Source organism: Epilithonimonas sp. 33E, assembly GCF_059372615.1.
This window is the reverse complement of record NZ_CM182009.1, coordinates 1048938-1073126: the sequence shown is the minus strand read 5'-3', so window position 1 is coordinate 1073126 and position 24189 is coordinate 1048938. Positions and strand designations below refer to the sequence as shown.

Genomic DNA, 24189 nt, shown 5'->3' with positions numbered 1-24189 from the left:
CAAGTTCTTTACGCAATACGTGAAAAGCATTTTGTCCGGAACAAAAAATCACCAGAAAAAGCAGGAAAAAACTAGAATATATTCTCATAATAACAAAGATAAACAAATGCAGTTTCTGATTTTTTTTAAACTATTAATAGCATTTTTCATCAAATTCAAATATATAATCTTCTTTGACCACTTCGTTAAAAATGTTATGAAAGCGTTGGTTTTTGTTCTGAATATCATAAAAACAAAAAGCCATCACAAATTTGTGATGGCTCTTATAGAATTATAATTTAAGTTTTAGTTTTTGATAAACTTAATGGTTTGAATACCTTTATCTGTAAAGATATTAATCAGATAAGTACCTTGTATCAAAGTATGAACATTCAGTTTCCTTTCGCCATACATTGTTTTCTCTGAGACTTTCTTACCATCAATTGACATAATTACAATCTTATTGATTTTCTCTTCGCCACCGAAGTGTAAGACTTCTTTAACCGGATTTGGATAAATTTGGATTTTGGTCTTACCATCATTATTTATCACACCCATATCTTCATTCCAGGCTAAAACTGCTAATGATGTTTTAGATTCGCATCCGCCAACAGTTTGCGTTGCATAATAAGTCGTATTATTAACAATCAAAGTACTCATTGGTAAATTATTAATATGATTGGTTGCATCACCTGCTGTTGCATACCATTTGATATTCTGACCATTAGCAACTAAAACACTTAGTGTATCTCCGGCATTGAAGCTTTGTGTTGCCGCACCTGTAGGAGCAATTACCGCTTCTGCTTCTGTAATTGTAAATGATTGTGTTGTCTGACACTGGTTGGCATCTTTCACCGTTACAATATAAGTTCCTGCAGCCAATCCTGTTGCCGTCATCCCTGTCTGTTCCGGTGTTGTATTCCAGCTGTAAGTATAATTACCTGTTCCTCCAGTAACATTAACTGTTGCTGAACCCGTCGCGCTACCATTACAAGCAACATTAGTTTGCGCTCCTGCCGTAGCAACCAATGCATCTGGCTCCGTAATCGTTACAGAAGCAGATCCTGTACAACCATTAACATCTTTTATAGTTACCGTATAAGTTCCTGCTGCAAGACCTGTTCTATTTTGAGTATCTGCCCCATCATTCCAAACAAAAGTGTAAGGAGATACGCCACCAGAAGGTGTAAGGGTTATCGTTCCATTAGAGCTTCCATTACAAGTAACATCAGTTTTGGTTGTCGAACCACTTACTGATGATACGGTCAGGGCTACACTGTTTGAAGTTGCAGTCGGTGTACACAATCCTGTTACCACAACTCGATACAAATAACCATTCAAGACAGCTGTTGCGCCGGTAATAGTCAACGTAGCTGTTGTTGCCCCGGAATATGGTGCTGTGTTGCTGATATTCGTAAAGCCGGAGCCTGAATCAACCTGCCATTGATAACCGGTGGCATTGCTTGCAGCAGCGGTAAATGTCGTATTAGAACCTGCACAGATCGTACTTGCAATCGGTTGGGTCGTAATTGACGGAGCAGAATTAACGGTCAAGGCTGCATTGTTTGAAGTTGCAGTCGGTGTACACAATCCTGTTACCACAACCCGATATACATAACCATTCAAGCCAGCTGTTGCGCCTGTAATAGTCAACGTTGCTGTCGTTGCTCCGGAATATGGTGCGGTGTTGCTGATATTCGTAAAGCCGGAGCCTGAATCAACCTGCCATTGATAACCGGTAGCATTGCTTGCGGCAGCAGTAAATGTCGTATTAGAACCCGCACAGATCGTACTTGCACTCGGCTGGGTCGTAATTGACGGAGCAGAATTAACTGTTAAGGCTGCATTGTTTGAAGTTGCAACTGGTGTACACAATCCTGTTACCACAACTCGATACACATTACCATTCAAGCCAGCTGTTGCCCCGGTAATAGTCAACGTAGCTGTCGTTGCTCCGGAATATGGTGCTGTGTTGCTGATATTCGTAAAGCCGGAGCCTGAATCAACCTGCCATTGATAACCGGTGGCATTGCTTGCAGAAGCGGTAAATGTCGTATTAGAACCCGCACAGATCGTACTTGCAATCGGTTGGGTCGTAATTACCGGAGCAGAATTAACTGTTAAGGCTGCATTGTTTGAAGTTGCAACCGGTGTACACAATCCTGTTACCACAACTCGATATACATTACCATTCAAGCCAGCTGTTGCGCCGGTAATAGTCAACGTAGCTGTTGTTGCCCCGGAATATGGTGCTGTGTTGCTGATATTCGTAAAGCCGGAGCCTGAATCAACCTGCCATTGATAACCGGTGGCATTGCTTGCAGAAGCGGTAAATGTCGTATTAGAACCCGCACAGATCGTACTTGCAATCGGTTGGGTCGTAATTACCGGAGCAGAATTAACTGTTAAGGCTGCATTGTTTGAAGTTGCAACCGGTGTACACAATCCTGTTACCACAACTCGATATACATTACCATTCAAGTCAGCTGTTGCCCCGGTAATAGTCAACGTAGCTGTCGTTGCTCCGGAATATGGTGCTGTGTTGCTGATATTCGTAAAGCCGGAGCCTGAATCAACCTGCCATTGATAACCGGTGGCATTGCTTGCAGAAGCGGTAAATGTCGTATTAGAACCCGCACAGATCGTACTTGCAATCGGTTGAGTCGTAATTGACGGAGCAGAATTAACTGTTAAGGCTACACTGTTTGAATTTTTAGGATCGCATCCCGTAGAGCCTGAAATTACTACACGATAAACATAACCGTTCATTGCGGCAGTCGCTCCTGTAATAGTCAGCGTAGCCGTCGTTGCTCCGGAATATGGTGCAGTGTTGCTGACATTTGTAAAGCCTGAACCAGTATTAACCTGCCATTGGTACCCTGTAGCATTGTTAGCTGTAGCACTGAATGTGGTATTAGCACCTGCACAAATTGTGCTGGCACTTGGCTGGGATGTAATATTTTGTTCAGGATTAACTGTTATAGTTTTACTCATGGAATGCGCACATCCATAAGCATCTGTATAATCGTAAGTAATAGTTTGCGTACCTGCAGCCGGATCAAATTTGCCTCCACTCACTCCCGTTCCACTATATGTCCCGCCTGCGGGAGAAGCTTCTGTCAAAGTATATAATCCACTATTACTACAAAGTGTTGGAAAATTAGCTATAGTAATCGGGTTTGACGGACATAGTACAGTAATAGAATAATTCTGAGAACCTGAGCATCCACTGGCATCACTCACCGTCGCAGTAAAATTAAATGTCCCTGTAGCAGTCGGTGTTCCCGAAATAGTTCCTGAGGAAGATAAAGTTAATCCCGGAGGAAGTGCACCTGCTGTAATGGCAAAACTAGGAGTTCCTAAAGCCCCTGTCTGCGTAAGCGTTTTACTGTAAGGACTGCCCGCAGCACCAGCTGTTAAAGCTCCACCAGGTGTCATAGTAAACGCCGGACAAACATAAGGCGTGTAAACCACATTATCTATTCCTATATAATCTGAATTTGTTCCAGTTGGGCCTCCACTTGTTACAAAATACCTGAATGCTATACGTCCCGATGTAGGCGCAGGCAAACCGGAAATTGTAATAGTAAACTGCGTCCACACCTTCGGATAAACTCCTGTTGTCAAGTTTGGATTTACGCTTAACAGCAATGTTGTAAAATCTCCAAGTCCGGTTGGACCTGTTCCAACATTTACACTGGCTCCATTTGTACTCATACGAACTTCAAGGCGATCAGGATATTCTGTCGGGGCTGGGGTTGGTATTCTGGTATAAAACGTAAAGACATCTCCGTTCCGCAAAGTTCTGTTCGGTGCGACGAGCCAGTTACTGATCGTATTATTGCCGGTTGTTGAGTTATAATTTGTACAAATGTACGAGTTTGCTGCACCATTATAAGAATCGAAAGGACCTGTGGGAGTGGGTACACCTTGAATCCAATTAGGATTGGTTCCAATTGTAGAACTATTATTCTGCTGATACCAACCACTCGCGGTGAGTGTGGCAACATTGTCAAAATTCTCTGTAAAGGCTTGGGCAAAACTCAATTTCGCCCAAAACATAATTAAGAGAATACAAATTTTTAGGTAAAAATTTCTCATATATATTATTTTTGAGGTTATTCATAGTAGTTTTAAAATAAATTCAACAATAACAGCATATACAATCATTCCATTCACAAATATAACTTATTTTTTAACACAAATAAATTAAACAACAACAAAAAATAAAGATTACGTATTTATACTTAATCACATATTAATATCAAATACGCATTAGAAAGGCATTTATATTTCGAATTGATAAATGTTAACATTTTGCAGATAGCACTCTTTTTCTTTCCAAATACCTATTTTTACAAAAAATTATAAATTGGACTTATCTCTAAGAACAGTTACCGTTACACGGTACATCCTTCCTTTGCGGGAAGGCGGCTCTCTACCGGCGTTAGCAGAAGCAGATGACGATTTCAAATATGTACTGAAATTTCGTGGTGCAGGTCATGGCGTAAAAGCGTTGATCTCTGAGTTGATTGGCGGGAAAATCGCACAAGTTTTAGGATTCAGAATTCCAGAATTAGTGTTTGCAAATTTATCTGAAGACTTTGGACGAAGTGAAGCCGATGAAGAGATTCAGGATCTTCTAAAAGCCAGCTGCGGGCTCAATCTGGCTTTACATTATCTTTCCGGTGCCATCACTTATGATCCGGGCGCAGTGAAAATCGATTCAAAACTGTCTTCTGAGATTGTCTGGCTGGATGCATTCCTTACCAATATCGACAGAACATTTCGCAACACCAATATGTTGATCTGGCACAAAGAACTTTGGCTGATTGACAATGGCGCATCCTTATATTTTCATCATTCCTGGGATAATTGGGAGAAGAATGCCGTGAGTCCTTTTGTAATGATAAAAGATCACGTATTGCTTCCCCAAGCCTCTGAGTTAGATGATGTCAATATGAGATTCAAATCTATTCTCACCCCAGAGATACTGAGAGAAATTGTAGAATTGATCCCGACAGACTGGCTGCATTGGAACGACACCGAATTGTCACCTGAAGAGATCAAAGAAGTCTATTATAGATTCCTTATGATAAGACTGGAACATTCTGATAACTTTTTAAATGAAGCCAAAAATGCAAGAGCAAAAGTTATATGAATATGCTGTAATCCGTCTGGTTCCAAAACCTGAACGTGAAGAATTCTTCAACGTCGGATTAATTATGTTCTCGAAAAAAGAGAAGTTTATTAAAGTTAAGATCCATCTTTGTGAGGATAAATTCAGGCTGTTACATTCCAAAACGGAATATGAGGAGGTACGTAAACATCTTGAATCTTTTGAAAAGATCGCAAAAGGCGAACCATCCGCCGGTTCTATTTCCCAGCTTGATATTCCGGAACGTTTCCGCTGGTTAACAGCTGTAAAAAGCAGCATTATACAGACCTCAAGACCTCATCCGGGCTCAAGTAAAGACCTGGAGAGAACATTTGACAGGTTATTTGAAGAATTGGTTCTGTAACCTACCAAACGCAGATTACATATTTTCCTGTTTCAGTTTTTCGATAAAATAAGAAGGTGTTACACCATGTTCATTTTTAAAGGCAATTACAAAAACCTTATAGGTGACAAATCCGCTTTCTTCAACAAGGTGGCTTATTTTATAATCCCTGTATTTGGGTTCGTTGTACAACTTATGGACAATGTAGTTGATTCGTAATCCGTTGATGTAGTTTGAGAAGTTTTTACCTCTGTAGATCCTGATAATCTCCGAGAGGTATTTGGTATTGGTATTGAGGTTATGGGCAAGCCATGTAAGATTAGCTTCTTTCTTAAGGTATTTTTCCGATGCTTCAAATTTCTCCAGCTTCTGAAGCAGGGCTTTCGCCGTTTCCGGTACAATGGTAGATCTTGTATCATTATTTTCAATTTTACCGGATGACGTGCTAAGAGGAGCAGAAGTATCTTTTTTACTATTTATTTTATCAATCAGCTCTTCATATTTTTTGCGATGCAGTTTATTTTTTTTATTGATCAATACCCAGAATCCAATGATAATAACAAGAATTATGCTTGCGCTTCCAGCTATAATTTTTTCAAGAAAAAGACTGTTTTTATTATCGGATTTTTTTATCTGGTCTCTTGAAAGGGATATAATGGCTTTTTTCTCCGCATAAGTAAGACTGTCATTCAGAGCAGTAGCCAATCGCATATATTTGATTTCTTCATCTGTATTTTTCAAAAATTTATAATCATCTTTAATGGTATTGTAAACTTTCCATCTGGATACCGGATCTTTTTGTGTTTTCTCAGCTTCAAGAAATTTGAAAGAATAGTCCAGCGACTTTTGATACTCTCCTTTATCATGATATAAGCCACCCAGAGATAAATAGATATCCATTTCATGTCCTTTGAAATATTCCGGTGCCGTGTTCTGAAAATTCAAAACCTTTTTAAAATAGAGCTCGGCACGATCAAGATCTTGTGGTTTACGAATGATATAATAACCGCCCATACTCTGCAACCCGTTAATGTACAGATAATAGTATGTGTTTTTTTGATATTCGTCTAAGTCATCTACGGGTATTGTTTCTATATAGTGCAAGCTTTTTTTCAGGCTTTCCAGTACTTTTTCAGGCTTATCAAGCCCTTCATACATTCCAGCAAGATTCATGTATATGCTGCAAAGAGCAATATGCTTATCCGCTTTATTTTCAATTTTTTCCGCATAGCTTATCGATGTCTTGAGGTGAACCTCAGCTTCAGGATATTTATCCAGCATCATATCAATATACCCTCTAAGCTTACTGATCTTACTTAATACTTTATAATTTTGCACTTGTTCAGCAATAGCCTCTGCATCATTTCCATATTTCGCGGAAAGGGTATAGTTTTTTTGCGTTGCTGCAACCTGTTGCTGTATTATTAACCCCCTAAGGATTCCTTCGGAAAAGTTCAGCTTTTTAGACTGCTCATATAGTTTTTTTATTTCATCAATATTGGCCTCTTCCTTATCATCCATCTCGATTTTATCATAGCGGTCAATGATTTGTTTTTCAGTTTGTGGTAGATGATCAGGCTCCTTTATGTTTTCTGCAAACATACTATGGAAGCAAAAAATGAGAATAAAAGAGTAAAATAATTTTTTCATAAAATGTGTGTTTTTGTTAAGTATCATAATTTATTTTTTTAATCATAATAACATCTGAGGATCGCTTGCAAATTTAATGTATAAATTCAGAAAAAAGACCAACCTCTACATGTACAGGTTAAAAGTTCACTTTACAACAGTTAAAATAAACACAAATACATAAACAACTGATAATCAATAATACTTATTTGTAAAATTCACTACATAACACGAATAATATGTGAGACAATTCGGAAATCACCAAATCTAATTCTTGTTGAAAAGAACTGTTCACCTTAATATTGTCATCGATTACTATTAGTGTAGAACTGGTCACACCATTTGATATTTACTAATTGCAATCGTAAATAACACGAATTGATAATGATGATGGATCTATAGTAAGTGCACCTTATATATATGGTCGGTTATTATTTATAAGTATTTAACTAAAAGTACAGATGGTGAAAACGCAAATGATCAGAAAAAAGAACACTATATCTCCTCTTATGATAAGCGGGAGATATTTTTGTTTTCTGGCCATCTTTATATTTGCAACCACTATGTCATATGCTGCATGCAAGCCGGAAGAAGCATACGCCGGCAGCCAGGAAGAAGGCCAGGCACAATCCGGTAAGATCTATATATCGGACGGGGCAGCACTAGTCGTTGCAGAGGACACAAATATATCAGGTGCAGAAATCATCCATACAGATGCAGCCGATATACAGCAACCAAAGAGTAAGCCCCTTAAAACGATTACAGAGAAGCCTAAAGCTGAACATAAAACAGCCGCATCATCCCAACCTACATCCCCTGCTCCTGTTGAGACTGTTTCTCCAAATGACTCTAAGCACACCTGGAGTACAAATACCCCTTATAACAAGCAATTATCCATCACTTCTAATATCAGCTTCAAATATATCGGCAGAGTAATCAACATCATCGCCATCAGTGTGATATTAATATTGCTTATGATATTGATTCCGGCTTACCTGAGACCTCCCGGTAACAATCTGTTTTTAGGATGCAATCTCCAGCGTCCTCCACCCATAAGCCTTTAAATTCCCCGAGCTGTCTTGTTGAAAAAAGATGTTTGGAGCCTCTACGCTCTGCTCAACATGACAAAGATGCTTCCTTCGTCAGCATAACAAACAACCTGTCATCCTGAGTGCAGTCGAAGGATCTCTAACAAAGAGAAGACAATCATCAGAACAAGAGATGTTTAGACTTCACTGCGTTTCGCCCAATATGACAAATCATGTCATCCTAAGCTTGCCGAAGGATCTCAACGCTGTCATCCTGAGCGAAGCAAAGCGCAGCCGAAGGATCAAAAAAAAACATAAAAGACAAAAAATTAACAATTAAAATTTAAACAAATGGTGATACTACACAAAATCAAAGCTTATCTGTATGATAACCAGCTTACCAAAGATAACCCGAACGATTTCATTGCACGCACGGTAAGTGAGCGTTCCCTTTCTGTAAAACAAATCTGTGAATCTGCGGTAAACCGTGGAGGCGCAGACATTTCCGCCTCTGCCATGGAGCATGCGACGGAGCTTTTCCTGAAAGAAATGGCTTACCAGCTATGCGACGGCTTTTCTGTAAACACAGGATATTTCACGGCAAATACACAGATCCGCGGGGTATTTGACAGTCCTTCTGAGACTTTCAACAGTGAAAAGCACAGCATCCTTTTCCAGTTCAACCAGGGAGAAAAGCTGAGAGCAGAAATACCAAATATAGAGATCAATATCCTTGGGGTGGCAGATGCCTCATCAGCAATCCTGCAGGTAACAGATGTGAAAAGCGGCAACATCAACGACTTGCTGACACCGGGGCGAAACCTGAAAATATCAGGAACCAAAATAAAAGTAGGCGGAGATAACCCAGAGAATGGTATCTACTTCGTAAGCACAGATACCAATACAAGAACAAAAGTAGAAGAAACCGACGTGGTGGTGAACAATCCTTCGGAGCTTATCGTTATCATCCCTACCCTGCCTGCCGGAACCTACAAGCTTGAGATTGTGACGCAACAATCCGGTAGCACCTTATTGAAAGAACCAAGAACGGCAGCATTTGAAAAAGTGCTCACCGTATCATAACACACGACGGGCGACGCTGGCAACCAGCGTCGTCCATCTTCGACAGCCTGTGACGTGCATCATCGATCCCCAACGACGTCCGTCGCTTACGGGCAGTGAAAAAAAAGATGTCTGTTAAAAAGAGATGTTTCGGCGCCGCTAGCGCTCTGCTCAACATGACAAAAGATGCTTCCGTCGTCAGCATGACAAAATCATGTCATCCTGAGCATAGCCAAAGTATCTTCAACGATGTCATTCTGAGCATAGCCGAAGGATCTCAACTCTGTCATCCTGAGCCTGTCGAAGGATCTCTACAAAAACGATTAAATAATAAACAACAAATGCATAATGAAAAAAAACACTACTAAACTAACAACAAAACAGGCAAAAAACCTATTGCTTGTTCTCTTGCTGTTTCTGGGCAACAGGATGCTCTATGCACAGAGCTGCACCGTTAATGCCGGGGGTAATGCCACGATATGCGGTACATCCTATACCCTTCAGGGCAGCGCATCGGGCACTACGGTTGGAAATCCCACCTGGACGCTTGTATCCAAGCCGGCAGGCGCACCTGACCCCGTTATCAGTAACATCAATTCCTATACACCTAATGTAACGGGGATGACCTTCCCCGGCAACTATGTGTTCCAGATAGCACAAAACTGCAGCTCCGGCAGCGGCACCTCACAGGTCACCATTACCGCGCCGGGAGATGCTTCTACGTTTACAGCAGGTCCGGACATTACTAATGTGAATGCAACAACAGGAACAGTGACACTTAATGGTGTTGTACCTGCTGGATATACTGCGCAATGGTCAGCGTATAATATTTATCAACGTGAAAGATCCAATGCGACAGTCAATACTAATTCAACCTTTGGATCACCTACATCAGCTGTGACTACTTTTAATCTTATCCAGAAAACGATCCACCGTGAAGATCCTGCTTATGTGGTAACACTTAGGATTACATCTACTAATAATCCTAACTGCTGGTATGAGGACACAGCTATTGTGCGTTTTATCCCTAATCCACAGATCATAGTTCCAAATTCCTCTGTTTGTGTAGGTGCAACTGATAACACTTATATCTATTTGAGTGCTACCTCTCCTATATTTGGGACTTCGTACCCAGGAGCGGCAGGTAATCCGACCTATGGAACAACCATCACAATGAATGTTAATAGCCAGCCAGCAGGCGGTAATATTGCCTATGATAAAATTTTTGACGGTATTCTGTTCTTTACCGGAGCTAATACACCAGGAATATATAAATTCACATTAACAATTACAAATTCTTCCGGTACTTACACAACACCTGAGATTACTTATACTAACAATGGTATTCGTCCTAATGCAGTATCTTTTCTAGTAGCTTCTGATCCTGAGCAGATGATGATTTATAGTACTACCGGGAGTGGTGGAGAAGTACAATGCGGTATGGCAGGCAGCACAACACCTATCATATTTCGTTTTACACTTGACCCAGCGGATCCAGTAACGAATACCTCTTCTGTTTCATCTTCTGGCATCATTCCGCCGGGAGGGTCTCCAACCATTGCGACTGCAGGAGCGGGTACCGCTACGCGAACTGTTACAGCAACACCACCAGCAGGAGGCTGGCGAGTGGGAACTTATAAGTTTAACGTCTCTACTAGCAATGGAACTTGTGTTAGTGGTACTCAAGAATATTTTATTCATATATCCGACGGAGCCAGACCGGCTGTCAGCATTAATAATGTTACGGTATGCTATCCTGGCAGCGGCATAGTATCAGCAACAGTCAATTTGCCAGCTGTCTATAAAGGAGTTGTAAACAGCAGTTATTTCCAGGGTTTTAACGCGCGATACCACTTTAGTGTAGTTTCAAAACCGGCAGGATCGGGAACACCAACGTTTGGGCCACATGATTTTACCGATACAACAGCAGACTTTGGAAATCTTACCACAGCAGGAGAATATGTATTTAAGGTATTCGCTGGTTCAGCCCAGGGACCATCTCCAAGTCAATTTCTAGACAAAGAATACGCCTGCTCTGGAACTTCTTTACAGAGTCAGTTTTCTATATTCGTATCACCACAGATCAATGCCAATGCAGGTTCGGATCAAAGCATTACGTGTTCCACATCTGCTACCCTCAATGGAAACGATCCCGGAACACAAGGTAGTACGGGACAATGGACACTTACTTCCAAACCTTCCGGAGCACCGGATCCTGTAATCACAGCACCTACACAATATAACAGTGGGGTAACCAATCTTACATACTCCGGAACCTATACTTTTACCTGGACGATAACGACAGGAACCTGTGTAAGCTCGGATCAGGTGGATATCAACGTTACTGCAGCGCCTTCATCCGTTACTGCGACGCCTGCTACACAGACCGTAGCCTACAATGCGGTTCCAACCAATCTTACAGCGACTGCCACGGGAGCAACCACATATCAATGGTACAGGAATACCGCTAATAATAACACAGGTGGGACATTGATCCCGGGAGCAACTTCCGCCAACTATACCCCGCCAACCAATATTGCCGGAACAACATATTATTATGTTGTTGCAGGTAATGGAAGCTGTAGTACACCTTCGGCAGCAGTACAGGTAATAGTAACACCATGTGCGGCAGTTCCTAATGCCCCTAACGTAAACTCTGCGGTATCAAATAACTGTCCTGCATCTGCCGTGAACCTTAATACCCAGGCATTTACAGGGGCAGTACCAGCCAATGCTGCCTTGCAATGGTTTACAGATGCAGCACATAACAATGCAGTAGCTACACCTACAGCCGTGGGAGCAGGAACTTATTATGCATTTTATTACAGTGCTTCCAGCAGTTGTTACTCACCAGCCTCCAATGCTGTGACAGTAACCATTAACCCTTGTGCAACCTGTAGCTCAGCAGATCCTGTTTCTGTCGATCTGAATACATGGATCAGCATCCCGGCTGCTCCGGCGGGTACAACAACACAATGGCACAACTCTGCCACGCCATCAGCTGCAACACTTCTGAGCAGCACGACAGTAATGGCAACCTCTAGTCCTACAAACTATTGGGTATATTATTATGATGCTACAAACAACTGCTACAGCCCGGGCAACAAGCTTGTAGTAGTTTCCAACAGCTGCTGTAATTATCCTACAGTAGATCTTACAAGCTTGCCACAAACTGCACCGCCAGCAGGGAGTACATTGGTATGGTACACTACCGATAACCGTGTGAATGGGACTCTGGTAAGTAATCCGACTGCGGTTTCGGATGGTATCTATTTCCCATTCTTCTATGATCCTGTTAACAACTGCTACTCTCCTGTAGGGACACCGGTACTGGTAGGAACAGACTCTGTCTGTACACAACCATACTGTTACAAACCAGGTATAACAGCAGGAACAGTATTAGACACCAAAGTAGGTATCTCCGCATTGGGAAGAGCCGGAGCAACAACTGCAGACAACTGGCCAATGACAAGAAAAGGCGGACACATCGCACTGGAAGCCAAAACAAAGGCTTTTGTACCTAACAGAGTAGCTTTTGACGCATCAGGAAATCCGGTGAGTATTGCAGCTGCCAATTTTGTGGAAGGAATGATGGTGTATGACACCACCAACAAATGTCTGAAGATATACACATCAAAGGATAACGGCGTTTCGTTCGGATGGTATTGTATAACGACACAAACCTGCCCGGATAACTAAAAAGATGTTTCGGCGCCGCTGCGCTCTGCTCAACATGACAACCGATGCCAATGAAAGCTTACCCCTGTCGTCCTGAGCGTGAAGCGTAGCGGAACAGCCGAAGTATCTCACAATAACTAAAATGTATAAAACAAAAGATGAATAAAATGTATAATAATTTGATTAATTTCTCTTTCAAAAAAATACTTCTTCTTTCAAGTATTGCTTTTGGATGCTTTGTTTCCGCTCAGACCCCTGCTCTGGAATTTGCAGCTGGTGCAGGTAATCCTGCCGGCAATGGTCCCACGATCGCTAACCAGGTTATTACTTTTCAAAATAACACCAATAACCCAGCAGGTAATACTTTTGCAGCATTTACTCCGGTTACTACAGCTACTTTTTCTCTTACCAATCAACAAAGGACAATGATTCCATCCCCAGGGGTTGGAGTCATGTTCGGAGGAACAACTTCAGTAAGTTCCTCAGCACCAGTTGCATCAGCATTATTTCCGCTGATAAATAGCATTGGAAGTCCAAGCAATACCAATTTTACATCTGCAAATCCGACAACAGGAACAGGAATTGATGTTGCAGCAAACCGGAATGTTGAGATTTTTACTTCTGTTAGACCTCTATATGAGTCAAATTCTGCTTTGCCTACCACCAGCACGAAAGTAAGATATCAATTCGCCGATCTTATAGTTACTTTTAACAAATCCGTTAATAATCCTATCTTTCACTTTGCAGGGTTAGGAGCCGGCAATAATACATCTTCGGGAAATCCATTTCTTTGCTCAACGGAATTTGAACTTATGACTTCGGGAACAAGTCTTACGAGGCTCTCCGGTTCAACAGAATTTACTATACCTACCACAACATCCATCATCAATGGTGCCAGCCAATACGGTAATACTACCGGCAGCGGTGCAATGAGCGGTTCTGTGAGGGTAAACGGTACGAATCTTACGCAGGTATCCTTCCGGATTTATCTGATTGCAATGGACAACAGTTTAATTGCCGGAAATCCTGTTGATTGGAATGGTGGTAGTGGAGCCTCAGTTCATAATGGAGATGTATTTACAGTTGGAGTATCTCTCAGTCCTTGCGATGCCGGTACAACTGCACCGTCATTAAGTGCTACAACATTAAGTAACACTTGTCCTGCATCTACTGCAAATCTTAACAGCCTCCATACCGGAACTGTACCTAGCGGAGCATCATTGGTATGGTTCACCAACAATACTCATTCCGGTTCGGTTTATACCACTCCAACGGCTGCCACAGCAGGTACCTATTATGCTTATTATTATGACAGTACAAATGATTGTTATAGTCCGGTGAGCTCTGCGGTAACAGTAACTATAACCCCTTGTTGTGCCGCTGGTACAACGGGACCTGCTATTAACTAAAAATAATTTTCTATCATGAAAACATATATCAAAATATCATCCCTCTTTATCCTATTAATATCAGGATGTGTAGTAGCCCAGAACTTTTGTCCTGTTGCCACTACTCCGGGTAATATTGCCGCATATTGGGGAGATACTTCCAGTAATAGATATGCTAATACCCCACAATCGAGTATTTTATCTCCCTACTATTCTTCTACCAATATTTCTAATGTCACCTGGGGTAGTGCAACCAATGGTACTGCTCTTAATGGGACAACGTTGAATGGAGGCACTAGTGTAAGTTACTATACGATTTCCGGTGTAGGAAGTTCTTTTTCTGCTACCAAATATGCTTCGTTCAGTTTTACAATGGCAGCTAATGCCCCATTGATGAAACTTCAGAATTACTATGCAGCCCCATTGGCAGCAACTAATCAGAACAATCTTAACTTCACAACCAGGCTTGTAGTTGTAGATCCTGATACTGGTACCGAAATACAGATTGCTGCTGATAAGGCAATTACCCCTTCAGACCCTAATATCCTTACGAACGTTAACTACCTGATGAGACCTTCCAAAACATACCAGATTAAACTGTATGTATGGAATACTAACGGACAAACCAATGTATATCTGGACAACCCTAACTTGTATGTTTCTCCGGTACCAAATGTAAACCCACCATCTAGCCTTTGTTTATCAAATGTATCGGGAACGGTAACTTCTGCTTTGGCGCCCTATGTAGTAAGTGCAACACCTTCAGGCATGGAATTAAGATGGCTTAATTCTTCGGCAGTTGTTTCAGGAAGCAATCCTGTGGCAGCAGATACTTATACGCCTTATTATTATAACACGGCTTCATCATGCTATTATCCGGCTGGGAGTAGTATAACAGTTACTGCCAATCCTACGTCAGTATCTGTAGCCCCTGCTACGCAGACGGTTGTAAACAATGGCACAGCTACCAACCTTACAGCTACAGCTACAAATGCCACATCATACCAATGGTACAGCAATACTACAAGCAGTAATACTGGGGGAACGCTTATCCCGGGAGCCAATTCTTCGACATATACGCCACCAACCAATGTATTGGGAACATTCTATTACTATGTTGTGGCGACTAATGGTGGTACCTGTTCAACAACATCAAACAATGTGGCTCAGGTAACGGTGATTCCATGTCCGGCAGGAACTACAGCTCCTGTGATTAAAGCTAAAACTACCTAAGGTTCTTTATGCTTTTTTGAGCAACCGGAGTTTAATCTTTGATCATCCGGTTGCTTAAAATAAGACAAGTACAACACCGTCATCCTGAGCTAAAATAATTGAAAAAAACAAACAAAACCGTCCTGTAAAAGACATAAAAACACACACAATATGAAAAGTAACATTCTAATATTTGCAATGCTGGTCACTGCAATTGCAACAAAATCTCAGATCGCAATAGGAAAACAATCGGTTACCAATACCTCCGTATCTCTGGAGTTTACCGATGCTGAGAACAAAGGGCTCATCCTGCCCTATATAGAGAACAAAACAGCCATCACAGAAAACGGATCCATCATCTATGATGCCACAGATCATAAGGTAAAATATCTGAAAGACGGAAGCTGGTTTGACCTTTCTGTAGATACAACCGGACAGGCTGATCTGTCCATACAATCCACAAAAACAGAACTGGCAAATGCGAAAACCGTAATAGGCGCTGACGGAGCAACCAACAGCACCGCCGGCATCCTTGTCCTTTCCGATACCGATAAAGCCATGGTCCTGCCAAGAGTGGCAAGCCCACACCTGAACATCATCAATCCTGCCCCGGGAATGATGGCCTATGACACCACAAAAAAACAGCTTGCAGTCTATAACGGAACTGTATGGAGCTTCTGGAAGCCATAGAAGGGATTGTCACCCTGGGTGAAGCCGAAGAAGAAGCGCCTATCATAAACAAGAGATGTTTCGACAACGCTGCGCTCTGCTCAACATGACAAGACGCCTTGTCATCCTGAGTACAAATGAGGAGCAAGCACAGCTTGTAATGAAGTTTGCGAACGTAGTTCCGTAGCGGAATCGAAGGATCTCTAACAAAAGAAAGATGATCATAAAAAGAGATGTTTCGACGACGCTAACGCTCTGCTCAACATGACAAGGTAATGTCATCATGAGCTTGTCGAAGGATCTCCAATGATAGTATTGACAAGTTTGATATTATTATTGTACCGATGCTACAAATGAAGACCTTAAACTAATACATTCAAAATACATATATGAACTTCAAAGACATCCACATCGGTGAGATGATAAAAACCAGAGTCGAGGAAAACAATACCGATATTGAACGGATATGCAATTTTTTAAGTTGCACAGAGAAGGACGTGCACAATATGTATGAACAACAGGATCTCTCCACAGACATCCTGCTGAAATGGAGCAAGCTGCTGGAATATGATTTTTTCAGATTATATTCCCAGCATCTCATATTGTATGCCCCTACTTCTGCGGCTGAGAAAAAGAAAGAACAGCAACAGGGTAAGGCAAAACTACCAAGGTTCCGGAAGAACATCTATACCAAAGAAGTAATCGACTTCATACTACAAAGGATCAATTCTAAAGAAATGACCAAAAACGAGGTGATAGAACGTTACAAAATTCCCAAAACGACACTCTACAAATGGATCATAAAACACGAAGAATAAAAAAAGCAGTACCGGATTTCAAATTGATCTATTCGGATATACTTGATAAGCAGTATCCTGAAAAGACATCGGAATGCCAAAGACTGCTCACCAAAAGACACCTTTCTGTAATAGATATCCTGGAACTGAACAAAAGAATCTTCGGAGAATCTCAAAAGTCCAGTCAAAAATACCGTTCTTACAACAAGTCGGACATTCTCCATATTCTTGACTACCAGAAAAAGAATAACCTTAATAATATCCAGCTGGCTAAGCATTTCGGTCTTAGCCGCAACTCAGTAGCCAGATGGAAAAAGATGTTTATAGTATAACTACAAATCTATTGAATTCTAAAAAACACAATATGAATGGAAGAACAAAAGAAGAGCAGGAGTAAAGAAATCTCCGAGAAGTATATAGCATTTCTGGACCGGCATATAGACGATGTTGTTGCTGCAAGAGCAACTGATCTTATGGAGCTCAACAAGATTGCTTCCGAGCTTGCAGTTTCTCATAAGCACCTTATAGATATTATCCAACACGAATTTGGGAACCATCCCGGTTATTTCTACGATTTCAAAATCATAGAAAAGACAAAGGAAATACTACTGAAAGCAGATGTATCCATTGCTGCAATTGCAAGAACCTTCACGTATGACCCGTCTAACTTTTCAAAGTTTTTCAAAAGCAGGACGGGCCAGACCCCGGGTAACTTCCGTAAGCAGTATAAAAGCTAAGCTTCATTCCAATCCATAATAATATGAAATACATTATTACAGAGGATCGGGAAAGATTTATCGGGCTGTCCAAGCTGGAAGTTCTGTTAAACCTTGATAGTCGTCCTAAACTGTGTCACTCAAAAGAATGGGTTTATATCCTGAGCAACTACTGGCTCGGAAAGAAAACGGTATTAATTATAGAATTTGATAATGATGATAGAGTAATCACCCTATATATTCTGTCCAATATAAGAAAACTATAGAAAACAGCTTGCCATCCCAGGCGAAAAAGGAAGTTGTTAAATAACAGATGCCTCGGCGAGTTCAGCAGAAAGTGTTTGTGATGCAGAGCAATACAAAATAACATCATTTTAGTGTTTGCAGCCGGAGATTTAGTAGTGTTTACATATCCGGCTGCTTTTTAAATCCCATATCAGTAAAAACAAATGAAAATTAAAAAATAAAAACGGATTGATTTGATGAAATAATTAACTCCTTCTTAAAGCACACGATGAAAAAATTCTCAGTTCTTATTGCCCATTACAACAACTTCGAATATTTCAAGGCTTGTTATCAAAGCCTCCTGAATCAATCCTTTGATGATTTTGAGGTCATTATCGTGGATGACTGTTCTACGGATGATTCCTTTAAAAATATTAAAACCCTGACACAAAATGATCCAAGGGTCAGGCTGTATAAAAACAAGGAGAACAAGGGCGTTGGTTTTACAAAAAGAAGATGTGTGGAACTGGCTTCGGGTGAGGTCTGCGGATTCCTGGATTCCGATGATGCCCTGGCAAACAATGCCATAGAGCTCAGTCTGAAAAAACATGCCGGAGATAACGTAGCAGTCTACTCCCGCTTTTTTTTCTGTGAAGATAACCTGGCTCTTAAGATGTTTCCATCCTCCGGAGCGGTGAAAAATGGAGATCAAAAGTTCTTCAACATATTTTTTGAAGTCAACCATTTCTTTAGCTTTAAAAAGACGGCTTACGAGAAAACGTCCGGCATCAATCCCGACCTTAGCTCAGCAGTTGACCAGGATCTATACCTTAAGCTATATGAAACCGGTAATTTCACATTCATAAAAGAGCCCCTGTATTTTTACAGGAAATATAAAAGAGGCATATCTCAGGATGAATCGAAGAAAGAAATGCTTTATAAAAACTGGCATCAGGTTATCCTGGATGCGGCAAAAAGAAGAAATATCCAATCGCTGTATGGAAAAAACACAGAAGAGATTGCCTGTCTCCCCGGATTTATTTTAAAACAACAAAACCACTTTCTGAGAAAAGCAAAAATGAAATTACAGAGGTGGATATTTTCTTAAAAATGAAACTAAGTAATAAAAAAAATATCAGAATAACAATGTATATCCTCTTACTACTATTGTTTTTGGATATTGTTTTTCTGTGTACTGCAAAAGTTTTATTTAAGGTCAATAATAATCTTGTATATATACTTTTGTTTCTGATTTTTGTAATGATAGTATGGAAGTTATCGGTTTTAAAAGTTACCGAGGTAGATATTTCTGAACATATCATATCTGTAAAACTCAGGCGTCCATTTTTACAAAAAAGAAAAGTAACCCCGGTTCTGGAAGTCCCTATTGATAAAATAGAGTCCTGTAAAATGAGAAAGGGCTTTATGAATTCTTTTCTCGTAATAACGATCAATACTAAAAAAAGGAAAAGAATCTTCTACTATAGAATGGGATTTCTGACAAAACGGCAAATAGAAAATTACCAAAAGTGCCTTATAAAACTAAGCAATATTTCTAAAGTGTAATTAAGTACATCAATTTATCAATCCGCTTCCCTGTTCACCAGATCCATCGAAAAGGCAGGAAGACATATAGCAATATATTCGCAAGGATCATAAAACGGATTAGAATAACGGACTCTGGCTCCTTTTTCTATCATAATGCTTTGTCCTTTTTCCAGAATGACAGAATCACCATCAATCTCAAAATGCTTTTTCCCGGATATTATCAACGTAAACTCATCAAACTCCGGTGTCTGATGCGGTTCGCTCCAGTTGGGCGGTGCCACCATATGAGCAATAGAGATCTCTGAATTTCTGGTTGAATTACCCCAATGTTCCTCGATTAACTTTCCGTCGGTTGTGGGAACAATAAAAGGACTGGCTTGGATTCTGTACTTTTTCATATCTGATAATCTTCTTTAGTAATTTCAAAAACAACATTCAGCTTTTCCGGTTCGCCATAATAGGCAACATTAACCTCATCTACTCTATTCGCTCCTAATTTTTCCATGGCTTTTTGAGAGCGGATATTATCTTTACCAACATGGAATTTGACCTTATCTACGAACTGGAAGATGTAATCCAGCATTAGCCTTTTGACCTGAGGATTCAGTTTGGAACCCCAGAATTTTGTCGCATAAAAAGTATAGCCTATGAATATGGAATTGTCTTCAGAATTGTAATCGTAGAACCTTGTACTGCCGGCAATCTCTCCGGTATTTTTCTCAATGATCTTGAAAGCGCCCCGGCTTTCCATCGCGCCTTGAAAGAAATTTTGAAATACCTCTCTTTTATACCGGTCCTTGTTGGGATGTTGTTCCCAAATCTTGGGGTCAGAAGCAACAGCAAACAATGGTTCAAAATCATCCTTTTCTAAGGGAACTAATCTTACAAAGTCGTTCTCTAAAGTTGGTTGGATAGAAAATCTCATTCCTGTTTTTTTTCAAAGATAAAAAATATCAGCCATGATAGACTCTTGAACATATAATTTTCCCATCTTTAATTTCGAGAACCTCTCCTACTTTCATATCTTCCTCGCCCATCACTTTTCTAGTATATTCCATAAAAACCTGTTCAGAATCCGCAGTCAGCTTATTAACTTCATATTGCAAAGTCGGAAGCCTTTCAAAGCAATCTTTCCACCAGATCCTCAATGCATTTTTACCTTTTATCAAACCTTTTGTGTCGGGTTCTCTGATTTTAAGTTTCGGACTATAATGCTGTGCAGATTCATCATACAGACTAAGCAAATCATCTAAATTCTGCTCGTTGAATGCCTTGAACCAAAGGTTGGCTATATTTTTTAATTCTTCTGCTTTTATAATTTTCATTTTAAGGTCTTGCTGATTTAGCAAATTAAGCTGATTTTAATCAATCTGCAAAATCAGTTTAATCTGCGAGACATTATTGTCAGGCTGAGATTCTCGAAACCTTCTAAAACAGTATCGCTTTTTCCAACTCCAACAGCTTTTGCTTTCGCCAGATTCCACCACCATAACCGGTCAGGGTTCCATTAGTCCCAATCACTCTATGACAAGGGATAATAATCGAAATTTTATTAAGTCCGTTAGCGTTGGCTACAGCTCTCACAGCTTTTGGATTGCCCAGAATATCGGCTTGTTGCTGGTAACTTCTGGTAGTCCCGTAAGGAATAGTTCTGAGGATTTCCCAGACTTTTTTCTGAAAATCGGTACCAACCGGTGCCAAAGGGACTGTAAAATCTAATCTTTTCCCTTCGAAATATTCTGCCAATTCTGTTTCTAAAGTTTTGAAGTGAGGATTCTCGCCCTGTATGATATTCGCTTTGAAATATTTCGAAATATCTTCAAACTCTTTTGATAATGATTTTCTGTCGGAGAATTCCAGCATACAGATTCCGTTTTCGTTGGCGCAGGCAATCATTGTTCCGAGAGGTGTTTCAATTCTTTTGAGGTCAACAATTTTTTCCATTTTCGAATTTTTAGGAGAAGTTCCTATAATTGATCTGAAACTTTCATTGAACCCGCTTAAGCTTTCATAACCATTTTCCAAAGCTACATCCAGAACAGTCTCGCCTTGCTGTAGTTTCTTGAAAGCCGAATTGATTTTGAATGATCTTTGGAAAGCGTGAAAAGTCATCCCGTGATGCTTTATAAACCAGCGTTTCACGGTCGCTGGCTGTAAGCCACGCTCAATCAAATCAACGTCTTTGAATTTCAAACTTGGATCTGCAGATAATTCATCCATTAATTTTTGAATTTCAATTGGCGTTTCGTCAGGATTTTCCAGCGGTTTGCAGACTTTACAAGGTCTGTAACCTTTCAAAATAGCATCTCTTGCACTGTCAAAAAACTCGACATTTTCAGGCTTTGGCTTTCTTGCAGTACAAGTCGGCCGACAGAAAATCCCTGTCGTTTTCACACCCATCCAAAAAACACCTTCGAATTCGGGATCCTTTTCAAATGATGCCTGATACATTATTTCGCTACTCAATTCCATAATTGATTGTCTTGAATGATACAAATGTAGATGTTCAATAACCAATCAACAACCGAAAAATGAACAAGTATTTTTTCTTTGTCAATATTAAAGGAAAATTTTTATCTTCCAAAACAGAAAATCAACAGTTTTATGGACAAAAGAAAACTTCGTGAATCTATTTTCAGACATTTGGACGGTATTGTTACAGCGCCAGTGATTTCAGCTTTGTCAAAGAAAAATGTTTTGGATTTTATTTTAACTAATGACAATCTGGAACTTTCCGAAATCAATAAAAAATTCGAAGTTAACGAAGGCTATCTGAATGTGGCCTTACGTGTTTTAGCTTCTCAGGGGTTTTTGAACTATCAGCTTGATAATCAATCCGACATTATTAAAATCTCAAAGAATTCTAAAACCGAACAAGCTTTTTCTTATCAGAATATCTATGTTGATTTGGCCGATTTCCTGGCAGATGACGATGTCATTAATTCAAAAGAATTGACTGAAGATCTATGCAAAAAATGGATTCAGATTTTTGAGAAATACAAATCTTTTCTGAATGAGATTGATGACGAATCTTCTGTGAATTACCAAATTCAAAAACATATCGAAGGTGCATTAGTCGGCCCAATCATCATCAAGTTGGGAATGAGCGGAATGTTCCACAAGTACTTTATGGAGGCCAGTTTCAGCGCAGAAGAATTCCATAAGAACCCGGAATATTTTGGAAAAATCCTTGATTATCTTTCTGAACTTGGTTGGTTTTCCAAGAAAGGGAAAAACTTCCAGTTCACCGAAACCGGATTATTTTTCGCAAGACGCGCAACGGCTTATGGCGTAACGGTTTCTTATCTTCCGATGTTCTCAAAACTGAATCAATTGATTTTCGGGAAAGCGTCTGAAATCCGTGAAATAGAAGATGGCGAAGATGAGATCCATGTGAACCGTGAAATGAATGTCTGGGGAAGCGGTGGCGCACATCTGACCTATTTCAAAGTGATTGATGAGTTTATCATCGAGATTTTCAATCGTCCTTTGGAAGAACAACCGAAAGGAATCCTTGATATGGGCTGCGGAAACGGAGCGCTTTTGCAACATCTTTACGAGATCATCGAAAGACAGACTCTGCGAGGAAAACACCTGGAAGAATATCCTTTGTTTCTGGTTGGTGCAGATTATAACCAGGCTGCGCTGAAAGTGACAAGAGCCAATCTTATCAAGAATGACATCTGGGCAAAAGTGATTTGGGGCGACATTGGAAATCCGAAACAGCTGGCGGAAGATTTACATTCAGATTATAATATTGGATTAGGAGATTTGTTAAACATCAGGACATTCCTTGACCACAACAGGATTTGGGAAGACGTATTGGAAACTAATAGCAATAGAATCAGCACATCAACCGGCGCTTTTGCGTTCCGTGGAAAACGATTATCCAACAAAGATGTGGAGGAAAATCTTCTGAATCATCTCAAAAAATGGACACCTTATGTAGAAAAATTCGGACTGTTGTTAATTGAACTGCATACGCTTTCACCGGAAATCACTTCCAAAAACCTGGGATTGACAGCTGCAACAGCTTATGACGCCACACACGGATTTTCTGATCAGTACATTGTAGAAGTCGATGTATTTCACAGGATTTGTAAAGAATCAGGACTAGAACCGGACACCAATCTTTTCAAAAAATTCCCGGATTCTGAATTGGCCACAGTGAGTATTAATCTTTTGAAAAGGTAATTTAAATATTTTTCACAACACTCTCGGCTTGTCTGACATGTCTCAAATTGTGGTAAATAACGAATCGAAAAGTATCGCCTAATTTCAGCTTTATCAACTTTGAAATGCTGATTGAAGTTTTGGTTTTTTCCAAATCAATGGTTTTTGCTTTTTCCAGCAATTCGAGCATTTTATTTTGCTGATTGATAAATTCTCCAATAACCGATTTGTCCAATTTCTTATGAATCGGATTGGCCATTTTCATAGTTTTCATCTTATTGAGCTTTTCTTTCGGAAGCATCATATTAGCAAAATAATTACCCAAAATTCCACTTTTGAAATCTGGCTTTTTTGCGGAAAAGCGACTTTCATTGATTCGGTTTTCGATTTCAGGAAGATAGAATTGACCGTAAAAATTAAGATGTTCCAAACATTCCAAAACACTCCAGCTGTCTTCGGATGTTCTGAAGTTCAGATTTTCAGTGCTTACATTTTGTAAAGATTCAGCAAATTCAATATTATTTTCTGTAATGATTTTAAGTTCGTTAAGTAATTGAATAATTGGAATTGTCATCGTCAAAATT

The 24189-nt window shown here is 40.1% G+C and carries 21 protein-coding genes and 1 pseudogene; 14 read left to right on the top strand and 8 right to left on the bottom strand.

The window, feature by feature from the left end:
• Positions 1-285: 285 nt before the first annotated feature.
• Positions 286-4080, bottom strand: a complete 3795-nt coding sequence (locus tag AC5P2S_RS04990) for a choice-of-anchor J domain-containing protein (protein WP_494556451.1) — start codon at positions 4078-4080, stop codon at positions 286-288.
• Between the two features lie 271 nt (positions 4081-4351).
• Here AC5P2S_RS04990 and AC5P2S_RS04985 point away from each other — a divergent pair, with 271 nt between their 5' ends.
• Both AC5P2S_RS04985 and AC5P2S_RS04980 read left to right on the top strand, forming a co-directional pair.
• Positions 4352-5140, top strand: coding sequence for a HipA family kinase (locus AC5P2S_RS04985; protein WP_283417625.1), 789 nt, complete (start codon positions 4352-4354; stop codon positions 5138-5140).
• Complete coding sequence (locus tag AC5P2S_RS04980; RefSeq protein WP_494556450.1) at positions 5118-5501, top strand: DUF3037 domain-containing protein; 384 nt, start codon at positions 5118-5120, stop codon at positions 5499-5501. Before AC5P2S_RS04985 ends, AC5P2S_RS04980 begins: the two co-directional genes overlap by 23 nt.
• A 15-nt stretch (positions 5502-5516) precedes the next feature.
• Here AC5P2S_RS04980 and AC5P2S_RS04975 read toward each other — a convergent pair whose 3' ends face one another.
• The gene (locus tag AC5P2S_RS04975) at positions 5517-7130 is read right to left on the bottom strand and encodes an AraC family transcriptional regulator (RefSeq protein ID WP_494556449.1); all 1614 of its coding nucleotides are present in this window, start codon (positions 7128-7130) and stop codon (positions 5517-5519) included.
• Between the two features lie 542 nt (positions 7131-7672).
• Here AC5P2S_RS04975 and AC5P2S_RS04970 point away from each other — a divergent pair.
• The 11 genes from AC5P2S_RS04970 to AC5P2S_RS04920 all read left to right on the top strand — a co-directional run bounded on the left by AC5P2S_RS04970 (position 7673) and on the right by AC5P2S_RS04920 (position 18992).
• On the top strand, positions 7673-8173 hold the full coding sequence (locus tag AC5P2S_RS04970) for a hypothetical protein (RefSeq protein WP_494556448.1): 501 nt from the start codon (positions 7673-7675) through the stop codon (positions 8171-8173).
• A gap of 315 nt (positions 8174-8488) precedes the next feature.
• Positions 8489-9220, top strand: coding sequence for a DNA-binding domain-containing protein (locus AC5P2S_RS04965; RefSeq protein WP_494556447.1), 732 nt, complete (start codon positions 8489-8491; stop codon positions 9218-9220).
• Between the two features lie 327 nt (positions 9221-9547).
• Complete coding sequence (locus AC5P2S_RS04960) at positions 9548-12898, top strand: DUF8696 domain-containing protein (protein ID WP_494556446.1); 3351 nt, start codon at positions 9548-9550, stop codon at positions 12896-12898.
• Between the two features lie 146 nt (positions 12899-13044).
• Positions 13045-14286 (top strand): hypothetical protein, encoded by a 1242-nt coding sequence (locus AC5P2S_RS04955; RefSeq protein ID WP_494556445.1) that lies wholly within the window; start codon positions 13045-13047, stop codon positions 14284-14286.
• 15 nt (positions 14287-14301) lie between these two features.
• Positions 14302-15498, top strand: a complete 1197-nt coding sequence (locus tag AC5P2S_RS04950) for a hypothetical protein (protein ID WP_494556444.1) — start codon at positions 14302-14304, stop codon at positions 15496-15498.
• A 150-nt stretch (positions 15499-15648) separates the two neighbouring features.
• Positions 15649-16167 carry a phage tail-like protein gene (locus tag AC5P2S_RS04945; RefSeq protein ID WP_494556443.1) on the top strand — a complete coding sequence of 173 codons (519 nt, stop codon included), beginning with the start codon at positions 15649-15651 and terminating at the stop codon, positions 16165-16167.
• A gap of 368 nt (positions 16168-16535) precedes the next feature.
• On the top strand, positions 16536-16964 hold the full coding sequence (locus tag AC5P2S_RS04940) for a transposase (protein WP_494556442.1): 429 nt from the start codon (positions 16536-16538) through the stop codon (positions 16962-16964).
• Positions 16940-17275 carry a helix-turn-helix domain-containing protein gene (locus AC5P2S_RS04935; protein ID WP_494556441.1) on the top strand — a complete coding sequence of 112 codons (336 nt, stop codon included), beginning with the start codon at positions 16940-16942 and terminating at the stop codon, positions 17273-17275. The genes AC5P2S_RS04940 and AC5P2S_RS04935 overlap by 25 nt, the downstream gene beginning before the upstream one ends.
• 36 nt (positions 17276-17311) lie before the next feature.
• Positions 17312-17680 carry a helix-turn-helix domain-containing protein gene (locus tag AC5P2S_RS04930; protein WP_494556440.1) on the top strand — a complete coding sequence of 123 codons (369 nt, stop codon included), beginning with the start codon at positions 17312-17314 and terminating at the stop codon, positions 17678-17680.
• 23 nt (positions 17681-17703) lie between these two features.
• On the top strand, positions 17704-17925 hold the full coding sequence (locus AC5P2S_RS04925) for a hypothetical protein (protein ID WP_494556439.1): 222 nt from the start codon (positions 17704-17706) through the stop codon (positions 17923-17925).
• A 248-nt stretch (positions 17926-18173) separates the two neighbouring features.
• On the top strand, positions 18174-18992 hold the full coding sequence (locus tag AC5P2S_RS04920; RefSeq protein ID WP_494556438.1) for a glycosyltransferase family 2 protein: 819 nt from the start codon (positions 18174-18176) through the stop codon (positions 18990-18992).
• Between the two features lie 475 nt (positions 18993-19467).
• Here the strand turns inward: AC5P2S_RS04920 and AC5P2S_RS04915 are convergent, their stop codons facing one another.
• The 5 genes and pseudogenes from AC5P2S_RS04915 to AC5P2S_RS04895 all read right to left on the bottom strand — a co-directional run.
• Positions 19468-19830, bottom strand: coding sequence for a cupin domain-containing protein (locus AC5P2S_RS04915; RefSeq protein WP_494556437.1), 363 nt, complete (start codon positions 19828-19830; stop codon positions 19468-19470).
• Positions 19827-20357: a GNAT family N-acetyltransferase gene (locus AC5P2S_RS04910; protein WP_494556436.1), complete on the bottom strand. Its 531-nt coding sequence runs from the start codon at positions 20355-20357 to the stop codon at positions 19827-19829. Before AC5P2S_RS04910 ends, AC5P2S_RS04915 begins: the two co-directional genes overlap by 4 nt.
• A gap of 28 nt (positions 20358-20385) precedes the next feature.
• Positions 20386-20757 carry a nuclear transport factor 2 family protein gene (locus AC5P2S_RS04905; RefSeq protein ID WP_494556435.1) on the bottom strand — a complete coding sequence of 124 codons (372 nt, stop codon included), beginning with the start codon at positions 20755-20757 and terminating at the stop codon, positions 20386-20388.
• 103 nt (positions 20758-20860) lie between these two features.
• Entirely contained in the window at positions 20861-21652 is a 792-nt protein-coding gene (locus AC5P2S_RS04900) for a methylated-DNA--[protein]-cysteine S-methyltransferase (protein WP_494557007.1), read from the bottom strand.
• A gap of 54 nt (positions 21653-21706) precedes the next feature.
• Positions 21707-21883: pseudogene (locus tag AC5P2S_RS04895) on the bottom strand (Ada metal-binding domain-containing protein); the annotation flags it as partial.
• Between the two features lie 153 nt (positions 21884-22036).
• Here AC5P2S_RS04895 and AC5P2S_RS04890 point away from each other — a divergent pair.
• On the top strand, positions 22037-23626 hold the full coding sequence (locus AC5P2S_RS04890; RefSeq protein WP_494556434.1) for a class I SAM-dependent methyltransferase: 1590 nt from the start codon (positions 22037-22039) through the stop codon (positions 23624-23626).
• A gap of 1 nt (position 23627) precedes the next feature.
• On the opposite strand, the gene AC5P2S_RS04885 is transcribed toward AC5P2S_RS04890, so the two are convergent.
• Complete coding sequence (locus tag AC5P2S_RS04885; RefSeq protein WP_494556433.1) at positions 23628-24179, bottom strand: DinB family protein; 552 nt, start codon at positions 24177-24179, stop codon at positions 23628-23630.
• Between the last annotated feature and the right edge of the window lie 10 nt (positions 24180-24189).

What these genes read in the sequence shown, in the direction of transcription:
- AC5P2S_RS04990 (WP_494556451.1), bottom strand. Translation starts at nt 4,080, where the DNA reads ATGAGAAATTTTTACCTAAAAATTTGTATTCTCTTAATTATGTTTTGG.
- AC5P2S_RS04980 (WP_494556450.1), top strand. Translation starts at nt 5,118, where the DNA reads ATGCAAGAGCAAAAGTTATATGAATATGCTGTAATCCGTCTGGTTCCA.
- AC5P2S_RS04975 (WP_494556449.1), bottom strand. Translation starts at nt 7,130, where the DNA reads ATGAAAAAATTATTTTACTCTTTTATTCTCATTTTTTGCTTCCATAGT.
- AC5P2S_RS04970 (WP_494556448.1), top strand. Translation starts at nt 7,673, where the DNA reads ATGTCATATGCTGCATGCAAGCCGGAAGAAGCATACGCCGGCAGCCAG.
- AC5P2S_RS04965 (WP_494556447.1), top strand. Translation starts at nt 8,489, where the DNA reads ATGGTGATACTACACAAAATCAAAGCTTATCTGTATGATAACCAGCTT.
- AC5P2S_RS04960 (WP_494556446.1), top strand. Translation starts at nt 9,548, where the DNA reads ATGAAAAAAAACACTACTAAACTAACAACAAAACAGGCAAAAAACCTA.
- AC5P2S_RS04955 (WP_494556445.1), top strand. Translation starts at nt 13,045, where the DNA reads ATGTATAATAATTTGATTAATTTCTCTTTCAAAAAAATACTTCTTCTT.
- AC5P2S_RS04950 (WP_494556444.1), top strand. Translation starts at nt 14,302, where the DNA reads ATGAAAACATATATCAAAATATCATCCCTCTTTATCCTATTAATATCA.
- AC5P2S_RS04945 (WP_494556443.1), top strand. Translation starts at nt 15,649, where the DNA reads ATGAAAAGTAACATTCTAATATTTGCAATGCTGGTCACTGCAATTGCA.
- AC5P2S_RS04940 (WP_494556442.1), top strand. Translation starts at nt 16,536, where the DNA reads ATGAACTTCAAAGACATCCACATCGGTGAGATGATAAAAACCAGAGTC.
- AC5P2S_RS04935 (WP_494556441.1), top strand. Translation starts at nt 16,940, where the DNA reads ATGGATCATAAAACACGAAGAATAAAAAAAGCAGTACCGGATTTCAAA.
- AC5P2S_RS04930 (WP_494556440.1), top strand. Translation starts at nt 17,312, where the DNA reads ATGGAAGAACAAAAGAAGAGCAGGAGTAAAGAAATCTCCGAGAAGTAT.
- AC5P2S_RS04925 (WP_494556439.1), top strand. Translation starts at nt 17,704, where the DNA reads ATGAAATACATTATTACAGAGGATCGGGAAAGATTTATCGGGCTGTCC.
- AC5P2S_RS04920 (WP_494556438.1), top strand. Translation starts at nt 18,174, where the DNA reads ATGAAAAAATTCTCAGTTCTTATTGCCCATTACAACAACTTCGAATAT.
- AC5P2S_RS04915 (WP_494556437.1), bottom strand. Translation starts at nt 19,830, where the DNA reads ATGAAAAAGTACAGAATCCAAGCCAGTCCTTTTATTGTTCCCACAACC.
- AC5P2S_RS04910 (WP_494556436.1), bottom strand. Translation starts at nt 20,357, where the DNA reads ATGAGATTTTCTATCCAACCAACTTTAGAGAACGACTTTGTAAGATTA.
- AC5P2S_RS04905 (WP_494556435.1), bottom strand. Translation starts at nt 20,757, where the DNA reads ATGAAAATTATAAAAGCAGAAGAATTAAAAAATATAGCCAACCTTTGG.
- AC5P2S_RS04900 (WP_494557007.1), bottom strand. Translation starts at nt 21,652, where the DNA reads ATGGATGAATTATCTGCAGATCCAAGTTTGAAATTCAAAGACGTTGAT.
- AC5P2S_RS04890 (WP_494556434.1), top strand. Translation starts at nt 22,037, where the DNA reads ATGGACAAAAGAAAACTTCGTGAATCTATTTTCAGACATTTGGACGGT.
- AC5P2S_RS04885 (WP_494556433.1), bottom strand. Translation starts at nt 24,179, where the DNA reads ATGACAATTCCAATTATTCAATTACTTAACGAACTTAAAATCATTACA.